Origin of the sequence: Amphritea opalescens (genome assembly GCF_003957515.1) — a bacterium.
Taxonomy (GTDB): Bacteria; Pseudomonadota; Gammaproteobacteria; order Pseudomonadales; family Balneatricaceae; genus Amphritea; species Amphritea opalescens.
Window position 1 is genome coordinate 295067 of record NZ_RQXW01000002.1, and the last position, 14104, is coordinate 309170.

Consider the following 14104-nt stretch of genomic DNA (forward strand, 5'->3'; position numbering starts at 1 on the left):
ATGCGATTATTACTGGTAGAGGATGCCGAGGGTTTAGGCGAAGTGATACGGGATCAGATCAGCGATGAAGGTCACGCGGTCGATTGGGTTAACAACCTTTCCCATGCGGGCGCTAGCCTACAGAACACCCAATATGATTTGATTCTACTTGACCTCATGCTGCCGGACGGCAACGGCATCGATCTATTGAAAAAGATACGTAGATCTGGCGAAACAACGCCCGTGATTATTTTAACCGCCAGAGATCAACTGTCTGATCGTATCGCAGGGCTAAATGCTGGTGCGGATGATTATCTGGTAAAACCCTTTGATCTATCAGAGCTCTCCGCGCGCATCGCGGCGGTGTCTAGACGTTACAGTGGCAACCCGAACCCTATCATTAAGGTGGGCACATTAGATGTCGACCTTAACAAGCACTTTATTTCTCGTGAGGGTGTGGCCATCAATTTAACCGCCCGTGAGTGGGCGCTGTTTGAGGCCTTCATTCAACATCCTGGCAACGTTCTCTCAAAATCACAGTTGGAAGATCACCTTTATGCTTTTGGTGCCGAGATCGAAAGTAATACCATTGAAGTTTATGTCAGTCGGCTGCGGAAAAAGCTGGATAAAGGACAGTTAGAAACAGTGCGCGGGCTGGGTTATCGTATGAGGTCCTTATGAGTTCCGCGCAGGTGAAATCACCAAAAAGTCTTCAGAAAACCCTAGGCATTGGCTTAACCTTGGGAGTGGTTTTGCTGTGGTTGTTGGCATTATTAAGTACTGTCTACGTATCACAAAATAAACTTAATACCCTCTTCGATAGTGCACTGGCCGAAACAGCCCAACGCATCATGCCCCTTGCTGTTGTTGAGATTCTCAACAGAGAGGAGCCGGGGCAATTACAACAAATCATGTCATTCGAAGCCCACGATGAACCTCTTATCTATCTAGTACGTGATGCGTCAGGCAGGGTTTTACTACAGTCCCATAATGCTGATCCGCTGATATTTAATAAAACGCTATTAAAAGGCTTTAGCTCATCAGAAAATTACCGATTCTATGGGGCGTGGGCGGTGCAAAATACCTTACACATCGAGGTTGCCGAACCTCTGGTTCAACGGCGAGAAGCCATAGTTCAAATGGCCGCCAGCTTAGTATGGCCACTGATCTTTCTGATCCCGCTCTGTTTTATCGGGACTTGGGCTTTTGTGCGTTACAGTTTGCGTCACGTGCGGGTTTATAGAAAAGCCATTGAATCCCGTGGAAGCGGCGATCTCTCGCCGATAGAAACTAAAAATCTACCAACCGAACTTCACACAATCGCTATCTCGGTTAATGATCTGTTGGCGCGATTAAGCCGAGCATTAGAATCAGAGCGTTCGTTTACTGCTAATAGTGCCCATGAGTTACGCACGCCCATTGCAACGGCACTGGCCCAGATTCAATATCTGCAGCAGGACGTCACGGCAGGCCCCCTCAAAGATAAAGTGCAGAAAGTGGAAGCAACCATAAAAGGCTTATCGGGCTTGTCAGAAAAACTGATGCAGCTGGCCAAGGCGGAAGGGGGCGGGCTATTAGCGACGGAACAGCATGATCTGGTACGGCTATTAAAACTGATAGTTGACGATAGCCAGCGGTCGTATTCAGCCGATAGGCTTCGGTTAACACTGCCTCATGATGGCGTCTTTAACTCTGCTATAGATCCCGATGCATTTGCTATTTTGGTGCGCAACTTAATCGACAATGCCATCAAACATGGAAACCCAAACCAGCCGGTTGAGATTAGTTTTTCCATCAATGGAGTATTAACTATCGTTAACGCGGCGGAGGTGATCCCTGCTGAAACGTTGGCGCAACTACAGCACCGGTTTGTTAGATCAAACACCAAGGCTCAAGGCCTAGGGCTTGGCTTAGCGATTGCCGATGCCATCGTCACGGGTGTGGGAGCTACGATGAGATTTAACTCCCCCGCGACGGGACGAAGCGATGGCTTTGAAGTCAGCGTGGATTTTTCGCTGATCGATGGTTGAGCGGTATGTCGCTTGATTTTGAAATGCCTAGATCCGTTTGTCTTTAATGGTTAGGCTTGAAAATAAGACCCTCACGCCTATTGAGGGCCATATCTTTATCGCAAAAGACAGAAGAAGTAGGTAGAAATAACTCAGCCCCTGTTCAAGCCGCTAATGTGGATAACAGGTGATTGAATTTCTTACGGAACCCCGTATCTGCAAGCAAATTAATAACCATTTGTTGCCCAGAAGCCTCTAAGTGGCTCTTAATGAAAAAGGTACTCGGCTCTCCTTCAGCGTCGATATTGAAGTTGGCCAAGTCTCGAAGGCCTCGATAGGCGACACGGTCACCGATACGAGCAGCTAAATAAAGCAGTATGGTATCTTTCAATTCATCTTCTTTTAAATCCAACTGCGTGGGTGCGTTAGCTAGTGGAAGAGTAGAGTTGGCAATGGCACGTTCAATCTCCTCTGGTAAACCCCAATTTCTAGCTAACGTTGAACCAACGATAGACGAGTTTAAACGACAGTTTTGTTGCTGCGCTTTAACCCTGTCTAGCAACGTCATATCTTCTGCATACCATGAGTGTGCGTCCTCATTCCCTAGGATAAACGCTAAGTCGCCGAGATTAAAAAATAGAGCTTTGGTGGCTAGCACTGAAGGGCGAGAATGACCCAAGTGTTGACCCAATAAGGTTGCAAACGCACTTGCCACCGCAGTGGATAACCATACACGTTGCAATGCCGTTTTTTGTGCCGCAGAGCAGTCTTTGGTTTGATGAGTGTTAGCCGCTTGGGAGATTAAACTCTTAACAAAACTGACACCTAGATAATTAACAGCGTGTTGTGCGCTGGAAATAGGTGAGGTTAAGGCAAAGGCGGCAGAATTGACTGTGCGTAATACATCCGCGGTGAGGCCTGGGTCGGCCGCGAGTGTTTCAATCAATTCTTTAGGTGTGTCGAGACCGCCGGCTAACTTCGCTTGTACTGGGTGCGGGGCGGGCAATTTTTCGCATAACTGCTGTGCTTGCGCCAGCTGTTGCTCATCGATCTGTGACGAGACCAATAGATCGAATTCGGCAAGCGAGGCAGGCCGCTCTTTTGGCGGTTCGGGTACAACTTCAACCTGTGATTCGCTTAAAAGCTTTCCGAGAGGCTTGGAGGGTTTGCTCGACAATTCGCTGGTCTGCCTTCTAGGCTTCGGCCTTTTATCGACAGCTTTTTTTTTGTTTCTACCAAATAGTTTAAATAGTCCAAATAACACGGCAGTTAGCTCCAGCAGTTAGCGTGGATCGCTCAATCCAGCGAGGCATAATCCTTATACATAGCATTTTGATCATAGTTGTGTGTTTTGGCTAGCGCTTGAGTCAATCTTTTCGTCGATTTTATAGTGTTTGAGGTCATCCTTCCTCGAAAAGTAACAGCGTCTGTTGTGGTGCTTCAATGGAATTCCTTGGTTTAGGCGAGCTATTGCTTGTTCCCGTCAATGAAATGCAGGGTCAGGCTAAGAAGTCCGGACTGATCAGAAAAGACCTTCTGTGCCGGAATCATTACATCACTATATACAGTGGCTTTTTAGGGAACAAATACATCATATAAGATCGCATTGTTCCACTCATTGATAAATCGACGCTGTTTCAGGTGATCCAGATAAACCATTAGCGCAGGCCCCAAAGGGATGGGTTTAAAGCGCAAGGGATAGTCCCGTTGCAGATGGCTGTATGTAAATGCCCCCTTTGCGCTGGGGTGGAGAGCAATCAGGCCGCTCTTATCTGCGATGATTTGCTGCCCTTCCATGGATAGCAGGTAACGAAGAAAGGACCGAGCGTTTTCTACATGACGCGCCTGTCGGGTTATGAAGGCGACTCGACTCATCACGAGGGTGTAGTCTTCTGGAAAAATAATACCGATTGTCGGGTTTGTTTGGGCGTATTTCATGGCATACGATCCGATCACGTTATAGCCAAGTACGAGCTTGCCCGATGCGGTATCTTCGATAATGTTGCTGCTGCAACAGTCTAATTTAGTGACTATGCGACCTAAGTTTTCTTTCAATCGGCTGCTGATACTGGAGTTAATCTCATCCTGTGTGGCAAATAAGTAACCCACACCCGATAACCGAATGTCGTAGGTAGCGATACGGTTCATGAAAAAATCGTTATTGCTGCGAATCGCCAGTGCTAGCTTTTCATGGGTGTTTGGGAGAGCCATGTCTTGAAAAGCGGGTTTGTTATAGACCATCGCCACTGGTTCATAAGTGAAACCAAAGGCTTCATTGCGCCAGTTGGCCCAGCGGGGAAGGGTTTCTGTTATTGGGTCAATAAATGGCTGAGCATAGCCATCATTAACCAGTTTGATCTGCAGGTCCATCGCTGAGCTGATCACCAGATCTGGTAACTGATCTTCTGGTAATTGCTGAATGGCATGGAACAGTTCGTTGGTTTGAAACTCTTGGTAGCGGATATGTATCGCCGGCGAAATTTGTTTGAACGCATCAATGATCGGTTGCATTGCGGCGGTATCAGTGGCGCTGAAGATAACCAGTGAAGGTGACTGATCAGTTGTTTCCGTTGAATGAACCATCATTGCAAAGGTAGTCAAAGCAATAAGTAGGGCAAAACGTTGCAACAGGAAATTCATAGAGAGGTACCGGGTAAGCGAATTAGAACACGCAGACCACCGGATGGACTACGATCAAGTTTAAGGGTGCCCTGATGCGCTTGAATAACGGTTTCGACAATGGCCAGTCCTAGACCTGATCCGGATACGTCGGAGCTTAGACGAGAAAAGCGTTGCATCGCTTGACGGCGTTGATGGCTTGGAATGCCGGGACCGCTGTCATCAATCATAATTTCGACTAGGTGCTCATCACAGGGATGGAGTGTGATATCAATCTGGTTAGTGTCAGGGCCATAGCGCACCGCATTTTCTAGCAGATTTTTGAACGCTTCCTTTAAGCTAACTTTATCGCCCGGAATACGGATGTTGTCTATTTTGGCAGAGTATGAAAAGTCGATCTGAGTATGAGCCTGATCTCTGACAGTCTCCGTTAATAACTCTTCGACAAGTGCGTTTAGTGAGATTGAGCGTGGCGCAATACTGTCGCTTCTGTGGGTTACTAATGCATGCGTCAGTAATTGATTAGTCAGACGTGTCAGCTTTTTGTGCTGCTGACGAATGTTGATCAACCGGCTTCTGATCTCTTCAGTATCCGAAGCATGCAAAGTCACATCTAACTGCCCCTGTATACCGCCTAAACTGCTACGTATTTGGTGGGAGGCATCGGCAATAAATACTTTCATTGTGTCCAGGTTGTGCAGTAGTTGTTGCTGATAATTATTGATCGCGTTGACTAACGGGACCACCTCCCTAATTGCAGGGGTTTTTAACGGACGAAGATCATTCGGCGAACGGTTTTTCAGGTTTTCAGATATGATACTCAATGGTTGTAAAGCACGCCTGACGCCCAGCCATACCAGTAATGTTGTTAACAACAGAATGCCAGACAGTGTGGCCAGCGAGCTGTAAAAAATCTCACCAAATAGCTCGTTGCGGGCATTTCTGGTTTGTCCCAGTTTAATCACCACCCAACCATTGGCGGCAGGTGCAATTAACTGCTTGCTCTGGACGACCCAGCTAACAGCTTCGCCTTTGTATTTTGCGGTAAAAAACTGGGGATCACTGTGAGGCTGATAATTTGCCGGAGAAGGGGTTTTACGATAGCCGGTCAGGTGTTGGCCGGTATGATCAATGACTTCGTAGTAAACTTTGTCATCAGGCGCTAATTCCAGCATCGATAAAGCAGCATAGGGCAAATCAAGGTCGATCTGAGATTCTTGAACAGAGATTCTTTCAATAATCGATAAGCTGGCACTGTTAAGGAGCCTGTTATAGGAAAGATCAGCAGCACGTCTGGCGTAATTCCATACCCCTGCACTCAGAACGGTAAATACAATGATCATTAACAGCACGGTGCGGGTAATTAGGTGTTGCTGCAGAGAGTAACCGGCTTTAGTCATCGATATGACCTAGGTATCCAAGGCCACGAATCGTTTTTATATGCAAAGATGACTCCGCGAGTTTTTTTCTCAGTCGAGTCAATGTTTGCTCGATTGCATTGGGGGTATTGGCTTCATCAAAGGTATATAGCTTATTAGCAATATCTTCCTTGGTTAATACGCGATCTAGATTTTTCAAAAACAGTTCGAGTAGTTGTCGTTCCCGCAGTCGAAGCTCGACAGCTTGATTGTTGACCGTTATCTGATGGGTTGCCAGATTAAAAATCAGATTGCCGCAGACCATTGTATTACTGGCGGCGCCGCGTTCTCTTCGTAATAAAGCTCGGCAGCGGGCGGCCAGTTCTCTGAAATCTACCGGCTTAACGAGGTAGTCATCGGCGCCTAGGTCAAGGGCGCTGACTCGATCATCAATTTCAGCACGGGCAGTCAGAATGAGAACGGGAATCGTCCGGCCTTTCTGGCGCAACGATTGTAATAGCTGATAACCACTGCGGCCGGGCAGATTGATATCCAGAATCAGCATATCAAAATCATCCCATGACAGGGTGCGTTCTGCCAGCTCGACTGACACTGTCCAGTCAAGGGGGTGCCCTATCTGTCGAAAGTATTCCTGAGTAGCATCGGCGAGCGCTTCATTATCTTCTATAAGGAGTATGCGCATAACACTAATAATCTCTGTAAGGAGGTTAACAACAAGTAACCGCTTCTCGTGCTTTTTTTTGCTCGTGTCAGACCGTTGTCAGTTAACAGGACTATATTTCACTAGCTCTTAGGAGTGCTGTTAAAAAATATATAACAAAAAATCTGATTTGGAGAGCCCCATGAAGTTCAAGCTTCGTATACTAGCACTGGCTGCTGGTTTGGCAACTGCAATGCACGCTGCTGCATTTGAACCATCTAAACCCGAATGTGTTGCCCCTGCAAAGCCAGGCGGTGGTTTCGATTTAACCTGTCGTATCGTATCAAACGGTTTTAAAAGTGCGGATCTACTGAATACTCCGATGGCTGTTACTTTTATGCCCGGCGGCGTTGGTGCAGTAGCGTACAACTATATCAACTCTAACCGGCGTGATGATGGCGATGCGCTGGTGGCGTTTAGCTCCGGTTCTTTGTTGAACATAGCCCAGGGTAAGTTTGGTAAAAAGCTTGATGAAAACGCTGCCCGCTGGGTCGGTGCTGCCGGTGTAGATTACGGTGCTGTTATTGTGAGAGCAGATGCTCCTTGGAATACTCTGGCTGAGTTGGTGGCTGCAGTTAAAGCTGACCCGACCAAGTATGTTCTCGGCGCCGGTGGTGGGGTCGGCAGTCAGGATTGGATGAAAGCCGCTATTCTCATGAAATCATCCGGCGTTGATCCAAAAATGATGCGTTATGTTCCTTATGAAGGTGGCGGTGAGGCGACTGCTGCGTTGATGGGTAATCATATTCAGATTTACCCCGGTGATGTCGGTGAGATGGTTGGACAGATGGATGCCGGTAAGTTGAAAATGCTGGCGGTTATGGCACCTGAACGCCTAGAAGGTGAGTTTGCCGACATTCCGACTGCAAAAGAGCAGGGCTTTGATGCTGAGTGGACCATCTTGCGTGGTTTTTATCTGGGGCCTGATGTCTCTGATGACGCTTACAATTATTGGGCCGGGCAGTTTGATAAGGCGTATGAAAACGAAGCGTTCCTTCAAACGGTGCATGAAAAAGGATTGATACCTTTTAAAATGTCTGGCGAGAAGTTCGACCGCTATGTTAAAGACCGTGTCGGTTACATGCGTGATCTGGCAAAAGAATCAGGCCTTATTAAGTGAGATTTGCAATGTATGACCGTATTCTTGCGGGTATATTGCTGGTGCTGTCAGGACTTATCGTCTGGGCAGCCCTTCAGTTTGATGTACCCTTCCAGTATGAGCCTCTGGGGCCAAAAGCCTTCCCTGTTATTCTGGGGATTTTACTAACGATTTTCTCCGTCTGGTTAATCATTAAGCCTGATAAAAACAGCTGGTATCCGACCGCCGATATTATGAAGAAACTGCTGGCTGGGCTGGTTTTAATGATTGCCTATGCTGCGCTATTTGAAAAAGCTGGGTTTATTCTGGCCACCTTTCTTGTGGGAAGTGTCTTTAGCTGGTTGTTTGGTGAAACGCCGAAGCGTGCTGCGGTGTTTGCGCTGATTATGAGCGTCATCAGCTATTTTCTGCTGACCTTGCTGTTACAGCTTAATGTTCCTTCTGGCACTTGGTTGGCCAGCGTTTTTTAGGGAGTAGATCTATGGATGTTTTCAGTCATCTGGCAACCGGGTTTAGTGTTGCCTTCCTCCCGCTAAACCTATTGCTGGTTTTGTTGGGATGTTTTATTGGTACGTTGATTGGTTCCTTGCCGGGAATCGGTCCAATTAATGGTGTAGCGATTCTGCTGCCGCTGGCCTATGCCCTTGGACTACCACCGGAATCCGCATTGATTCTGTTGGCGGGCGTCTATTATGGCGCTGAGTATGGTGGCCGTATTTCAAGTATTCTGCTCAATGTTCCCGGTGACGCTGGGGCCATCATGACAACCCTTGATGGTTATCCGTTATCACGTAAAGGAGAAGGCGGTCGCGCATTGGCGCTGTCAGCGATTAGCTCCTTTGCAGGTAGTATGGGAGCTCTACTGATGATGGTGATTTGCGCGCCGATTCTGAGTCAGTTTGCGGTTCAATTCGGGCCATCGGAATATGTCTGGTTGATGGTTTTTGCTTTTACCTGTCTTGCCACTATGGTCGGCTCTCGGCCGGCTAAAACAATTATTGGTGTGCTCATCGGTTTGGTGTTGGCAACGATTGGCATTGACTCCGGTAGTGGCGTGTTACGTTTCACCATGGGGATACCGAACTTCTTTGATGGTGTCGACTTTTTAGTCGTGGTTATCGGGATGTTTGCGATCAGTGAGATTTTTGTTCTGCTTGAATCTTGGGCTCGTAATGACTTAGGTGTTCGTCCGCTAGGCAAAAGTTTTGTGACGGTCGCTGATCTGCTGGCTGTTAAGTGGGTGGTGTTCCGTTCTACGGTTATGGGCTTCTTGATTGGCGTACTGCCGGGCACGGGAGCTTCGATTGCCAGTGCGGTTGCTTATGGTACCGAAAAACGTTTTGCCGAAGGTAAAAACGAACACTTTGGTGAAGGCGATATTCGAGGTCTTGCAGCACCGGAGGCTTCTAATAATGCTTCAGCTGTGGGTGCGATGGTGCCTATGCTGACACTGGGGATTCCGGGAAGTGGTACGACGGCCATTTTGCTGGGCGCGCTGATGATGTTTAACATCACACCAGGACCATTGTTATTCGAACAACGCCCTGATATCGCTTGGGGGCTGATCGCTTCGATGTTTGTCGGTAATATCGCGCTACTGGTGATGAACCTTCCTATGATAGGGCTGTTTGTCCGCTTACTGTCAATTCGGCAGGCATATCTGGTGCCCGTGATAGCGATGCTGACTTTTGTCGGTATCTACTCCATTCATGGCGATAGTTTTGACCTGTTCTTTATGGTGCTGCTGGGCGTCGTTGGTTTTCTTTTGCGTAAACTTCACTTTTCTCTTGCCCCTGTCATTCTAGGCTTGGTTCTCGGAGAGGTGCTGGAGGTAAATCTGCGTCGTGCGCTGTCTATTTCAGGAGGAGATTGGTCAGTATTACTTGATGGGCCGATAACCTATGTAATGGCTATTGCCACGGTCGTTGCGATTGTTGCCCCGAGTCTGATGCGTTCAATCAAAATGCGTAAACTGCTGGCAAAAGCTAATGAGGTTGAGGATTAAGCCTACTTGCTGAGTAGCGCAAGATTGTTAATTAAATATGCGATATTGGGGGTGCTTCGGCCCCCCTTTTTTTGGACATTATCAACATGTTTCTCGTTGTTCGAACGATAATTATTGGTGCTCTGGGTGGGTGTGTCGCCTATTGGCTCGGACTGCCGTCGGCTTGGCTTATTGGCGCGCTACTGGCGGTCGTTTTTACTGGGGCTAGTAAAATTCAGGTGGTGATGCCCGCCTCAACATCTTCTGTGATTACTTTGTTTCTAGGGATCTCTGTAGCACTCAATATCGAAAGCGGTTTGGTCGATCAGCTACTACACTGGGCCGGTTCGATTGTACTGATGTGTTTGATGCTGGCTTCGCTGCTATGGATATTATATCGATTCTATGTTGCTCAGCATGGCTGGCGTCGTGATGAGGCGCTATTCTGTTCAGTCCCTGGGAATCTGGCCATTATGCTTAGCATGGCCGCTGAAATGAATGCCAATGTACGCCGTATTTCACTGATACATAGTATACGTTTATTGTTTTTGGTGTTCTGTATACCGCTGTTTTTACCCGTCGCAGAACGCCGTGTTTCCCTGCAAGGGTTTCATATTGAGCATCCCGAAAGAATGCTCATCACCATCGCTCTTGCTGCCTTGATTGGCTGGTTTCTGAAGCATGTCAAACTCCCCGCGCCAATGCTGGTGGGTGGGGTTTTGGCAACCTTGTTGTTGAAACAGGGTATGGGGTGGGACTGGCGTTTCCCTGATATGATTCTGCTTTCCTTAATGGTATTTCTTGGTTGTGCAATCGGCTCACGCTTTAATAATATCGATATTCATGAATCAATCGCTGAAATTAAGGCGGCTTCAGTTGGCTTGCTTATTACCCTAATGGTCTCTGCAGGGTTCGCGGCTGCTCTTCATTATGTTGCAGCCATTCCTTGGACACAGGCAATGTTGGCCTATGCGCCTGGTGGAATGGAAGTGATGATCGCCATTGCGATGAATCAGGATGTCGATGCATTGTTTGTGGCCACCCATCAGTTGTTCCGAATGCTGGTTATGAGTATGACTATTCCACTACTCATGGTTTTCATTAGGCGAAAGGATGTAGCCTGATGATGATTTATGGGTGTTTAGGCGTGGGAATGCCCCATATAACTGGAAAGTGCTTCTGCTCTAAAAGTTTAAGGGTAAACTCCCCTCTTTTTAACACTTGTAAAAAAGAGGGGGATTTTACCGAAACTCATCAATAGTTGGTGTTGGCTAACACTCAACAGTCTTAGCTGGGCGGAAGATTAAAATGTTGTGGTCTATTGAGGCATTTCCCAGAGAGGAAATGGGTCTGGGAGTTGTTCCCAAAGCTCTCGGCCAGCAAGTAGTTGTTCGTCGGTCAATAAGCAATCATCTAACGCTTTAATAGTCGTGTCTTGATCAAGGTTTTGTCCGATAAAAACGAGCTCTTGGCGCATATCGCCAAAGGGTTCTTCCCAATCTGAGAGAATCGATTCTTTATCCTCTTCAGGCCATTTACTTTCGGGAATAGCTTTCCAAAACATGCCAGCAAAACCATAGCGGGCCATACCGCCTGCTTGACTCCACTGCCCTGCGAACTGTGGTCGACTCGCTAGCCAAAAGTATCCTTTGGAACGAATCAGTTTGCCCTGTAATGTTGGGCTGTGGATAAAATCATAAAAGCGTTGCGGATGAAAAGGTCTGCGTGCGGTATAGGTGAAACTTGCAATACCGTATTCTTCCGTTTCAGGAACGTGCTCACCACGCAGCTCTTTCAGCCAGCCAGGGGCTTGTTGAGCATTCTCAAAACTAAACAGGCCTGTATTGAGTATTTTATCAATCGGTACATTGCCTGCTTCAATGGGGATGAGTTCTGCCGTGGTGTTCAATGTTTTTAAGATACTCATTAAGCGGCCTAAAGCATCATCGTCGATTAAGTCACACTTACTGATAAGAATGATATCGGCAAATTCCACTTGCTCTATGAGTAAGTCCGCAACGCTGCGTTCGTCCTCGTCTCCGAGTGATTCGCCTACTGACTGGAGTGATTGTGCGGCGTCATAGTCGATAAGAAAGTTAAGCCCATCAACCACAGTCACCATGGTATCTAAAGTGGCGATATCAGAGAGGCAGATGCCGTCATCATCGGTGAAGGTAAATGTTTCTGCGACGGGTAAAGGTTCAGAAATACCGGTGGATTCTATTACCAGATAATCGAAGCGGCCTTCGTTGGCCAACTTGTTAACTTCTAAAAGTAGATCTTCGCGCAGCGTACAGCAGATACAACCATTGCTCATTTCGACGAGTTTTTCTTCGCTTCGATTCAGTGACACTTCATTTTTTAAGGTAGCGGCATCGATATTAATTTCGCTCATGTCATTAACAATGACGGCGACTTTTCGTCCGTCTCGGTTGTTTAAAATATGGCTGAGTACGGTTGTTTTTCCGGCACCTAGAAAGCCGGATAATACTGTGACGGGAAGTTTTTTCTGTGCATCGGCCATTCGTATTTCCTTTAATATATTACGCTATAGCGACTTATCGTTGTCTGCTACGCAATTGAGATGCCTGCGTCTAAGACTTATTGCTGTGATGTTATTCAGTTCATGAGCTTGTTGGTTCAGTCTTTCAGATATCGATGGTTTGAAAATTGTTACTTTGAAGCGGTATCTTATTGATATAAAAAGCATGTTATATCATAACATTTAGGGTGTGCAAGATGCTTCCTGTCCTTGTACTCACAACGACTGGCATTGCGCCTATCACTTATATAGCTACCTACCGTATAGCAGAATCCGTATTCGGCTGTTTTTGGCGTCTTTAACGGTGTGGGCTAGTTGCTGAGCTATCCATTCCATCCGAAGCCCTAGGCCTCATCGAGTAATGCCCTCGCCATTGCTCTAAAACAGTGGGTTCTCATTGTCCCGTTGTCATAACCCATTGATCTAAGCACCACTCTAACTGCGTTCTCCGACATACAACGGCTACGCCCACGGGCTGAAGGGAAATGTATTCTCAATTATTGGGTGTAGGTTGCTCAATATCGTTAAGGCCTGCGGTTTGAGAGGGTCGAAAGGCCTCCAGTCAAGCCCCAAAGGGTGGGGATTTTTGAGGATGTGTTTGGAATTCGTACGAATTAGGATTGGCACGAAAGTGAGGGAATTCAAGGGTTTCAGGCATAAAAAAAGACGCCCTAGGACGTCTTCGTTTATCAATTTGGTGGGGGTGGCGGGTGCCGAACCCGTGTAGCTAACTACTTGTTTTCATTGAGTTGACCAGAAGTCATAATTCAATAATGGCACACCAAAGTGGCACAAATCAACACAAAGTGCCACTTTTTAGTCTGGGTTTGGTGTCAGATTTGTAGCGGTTGAGTATTGGGGAGCTTAGTCATAGATATATTTCATAGAGAGTTTGTTTTAAGCGGGATGTAGTTGCGTATAGAGGCTTCGAAGTAAGAGGTTCTTTGGGGAGTATGTGTCTATATATATCAATAACCCATTGGTAACCAATATCACATAAAGTGGCATTGCTGAGTATTGCTGTAACTCGATATCAAAAGCGAAGGTGTTGAGCAAAGCCGCCTAAACATATCGCTTGTAATATTGTTGGCTATAAAACGCCTATAAGCTTACGCGAGGGGTTTGAGCAACTTGGCTTCATGCAAGCTAATCAGAACCCCTCTAGTAAATGAGTATGAGATTTATAGGTCGGCACATTTCATACTTTTAACATTTATGTAATGTGATTTAACACGTCTATAGATGTATATATACATCGTACATGTGTACATGTGTACATGGTGTTGATGTAAAACAAACCGCTTCGCGAGGATCGAGATGATTAAGCGCTACCCCATAAAGCTAATGGTGATAACGCCCCCTTGTTGATGGTCACTTAACTTCTGCTTTTAGCACCTGCTAAAAAGAGAGGGATTATCACTCCAGTTGTACCGCTGTGCAGACAGCAGACTCATAGCATGACCAGTGAAAAATAGGGGAGCGGTCATTATCCTTGCTTAGGATAATAAGGTTCGATACCAATGACTAAACTCGTTGTCAGCGAATCTGGACTGCTGCTTAATTTCTAGATCCTGAATCTTTGATCACAAAATTTATCTCATGTAGCGGACTTGATTACACCTTCGCTAGCCCTTCCTTTTGATGAAAGTATCGCACTTATTATCGGCATCCCGAGAGGGTTGAAATTGATCCACATGTAGGATTTGTTTGTTGTATCTTAAGTGTTAATGGTTTTTTGTAGGAATCTTATCTTTTTGATTTAAAAGAAGAAAATTATATATTTCTATGGTTTT

Annotated in this window: 11 protein-coding genes; 6 read left to right on the forward strand and 5 right to left on the reverse strand. The window is 46.5% G+C overall.

Annotated features, from left to right (window positions below; all coding sequences use genetic code 11):
* Both EH243_RS03570 and EH243_RS03575 read left to right on the forward strand, forming a co-directional pair.
* Complete coding sequence (locus EH243_RS03570; protein ID WP_126157261.1) at positions 1-660, forward strand: response regulator transcription factor; 660 nt, start codon at positions 1-3, stop codon at positions 658-660.
* On the forward strand, positions 657-2009 hold the full coding sequence (locus EH243_RS03575) for a sensor histidine kinase (RefSeq protein WP_241234983.1): 1353 nt from the start codon (positions 657-659) through the stop codon (positions 2007-2009). The genes EH243_RS03570 and EH243_RS03575 overlap by 4 nt, the downstream gene beginning before the upstream one ends.
* Positions 2010-2151: 142 nt before the next feature.
* Here the strand turns inward: EH243_RS03575 and EH243_RS03580 are convergent, their stop codons facing one another.
* The 4 genes from EH243_RS03580 to EH243_RS03595 form a co-directional block, all read right to left on the reverse strand.
* Positions 2152-3165: an HDOD domain-containing protein gene (locus EH243_RS03580; RefSeq protein WP_164549038.1), complete on the reverse strand. Its 1014-nt coding sequence runs from the start codon at positions 3163-3165 to the stop codon at positions 2152-2154.
* Positions 3166-3563: 398 nt separating this feature from the next.
* A complete protein-coding gene (locus EH243_RS03585; RefSeq protein ID WP_126157263.1) occupies positions 3564-4628 on the reverse strand; it encodes an ABC transporter substrate-binding protein in 1065 nt (354 codons plus the stop codon).
* A complete protein-coding gene (locus EH243_RS03590) occupies positions 4625-6007 on the reverse strand; it encodes a sensor histidine kinase (RefSeq protein ID WP_241234984.1) in 1383 nt (460 codons plus the stop codon). The genes EH243_RS03585 and EH243_RS03590 overlap by 4 nt, the downstream gene beginning before the upstream one ends.
* The gene (locus EH243_RS03595; RefSeq protein WP_126157265.1) at positions 6000-6668 is read right to left on the reverse strand and encodes a response regulator transcription factor; all 669 of its coding nucleotides are present in this window, start codon (positions 6666-6668) and stop codon (positions 6000-6002) included. Before EH243_RS03595 ends, EH243_RS03590 begins: the two co-directional genes overlap by 8 nt.
* Positions 6669-6828: 160 nt before the next feature.
* On the opposite strand from EH243_RS03595, the gene EH243_RS03600 reads away from it, so the two are divergent.
* The 4 genes from EH243_RS03600 to EH243_RS03615 all read left to right on the forward strand — a co-directional run bounded on the left by EH243_RS03600 (position 6829) and on the right by EH243_RS03615 (position 10893).
* Entirely contained in the window at positions 6829-7806 is a 978-nt protein-coding gene (locus tag EH243_RS03600; RefSeq protein ID WP_126157266.1) for a Bug family tripartite tricarboxylate transporter substrate binding protein, read from the forward strand.
* Positions 7803-8255 (forward strand): tripartite tricarboxylate transporter TctB family protein, encoded by a 453-nt coding sequence (locus tag EH243_RS03605; RefSeq protein ID WP_241234985.1) that lies wholly within the window; start codon positions 7803-7805, stop codon positions 8253-8255. The genes EH243_RS03600 and EH243_RS03605 overlap by 4 nt, the downstream gene beginning before the upstream one ends.
* Positions 8256-8266: 11 nt before the next feature.
* Positions 8267-9790, forward strand: a complete 1524-nt coding sequence (locus tag EH243_RS03610) for a tripartite tricarboxylate transporter permease (RefSeq protein WP_126157267.1) — start codon at positions 8267-8269, stop codon at positions 9788-9790.
* An 86-nt stretch (positions 9791-9876) separates the two neighbouring features.
* Positions 9877-10893, forward strand: coding sequence for an AbrB family transcriptional regulator (locus EH243_RS03615; RefSeq protein WP_126157268.1), 1017 nt, complete (start codon positions 9877-9879; stop codon positions 10891-10893).
* A gap of 194 nt (positions 10894-11087) precedes the next feature.
* Here the strand turns inward: EH243_RS03615 and zigA are convergent, their stop codons facing one another.
* Positions 11088-12293 carry a zinc metallochaperone GTPase ZigA gene (zigA, locus tag EH243_RS03620; RefSeq protein WP_126157269.1) on the reverse strand — a complete coding sequence of 402 codons (1206 nt, stop codon included), beginning with the start codon at positions 12291-12293 and terminating at the stop codon, positions 11088-11090.
* Between the last annotated feature and the right edge of the window lie 1811 nt (positions 12294-14104).

Bases quoted from the DNA above. Each gene is read 5' to 3' on its own strand.
- EH243_RS03570 (WP_126157261.1), top strand. From the start codon at position 1: ATGCGATTATTACTGGTAGAGGATGCCGAGGGTTTAGGCGAAGTGATA.
- EH243_RS03575 (WP_241234983.1), top strand. From the start codon at position 657: ATGAGTTCCGCGCAGGTGAAATCACCAAAAAGTCTTCAGAAAACCCTA.
- EH243_RS03585 (WP_126157263.1), bottom strand. From the start codon at position 4,628: ATGAATTTCCTGTTGCAACGTTTTGCCCTACTTATTGCTTTGACTACC.
- EH243_RS03590 (WP_241234984.1), bottom strand. From the start codon at position 6,007: ATGACTAAAGCCGGTTACTCTCTGCAGCAACACCTAATTACCCGCACC.
- EH243_RS03595 (WP_126157265.1), bottom strand. From the start codon at position 6,668: ATGCGCATACTCCTTATAGAAGATAATGAAGCGCTCGCCGATGCTACT.
- EH243_RS03600 (WP_126157266.1), top strand. From the start codon at position 6,829: ATGAAGTTCAAGCTTCGTATACTAGCACTGGCTGCTGGTTTGGCAACT.
- EH243_RS03610 (WP_126157267.1), top strand. From the start codon at position 8,267: ATGGATGTTTTCAGTCATCTGGCAACCGGGTTTAGTGTTGCCTTCCTC.
- EH243_RS03615 (WP_126157268.1), top strand. From the start codon at position 9,877: ATGTTTCTCGTTGTTCGAACGATAATTATTGGTGCTCTGGGTGGGTGT.
- zigA (WP_126157269.1), bottom strand. From the start codon at position 12,293: ATGGCCGATGCACAGAAAAAACTTCCCGTCACAGTATTATCCGGCTTT.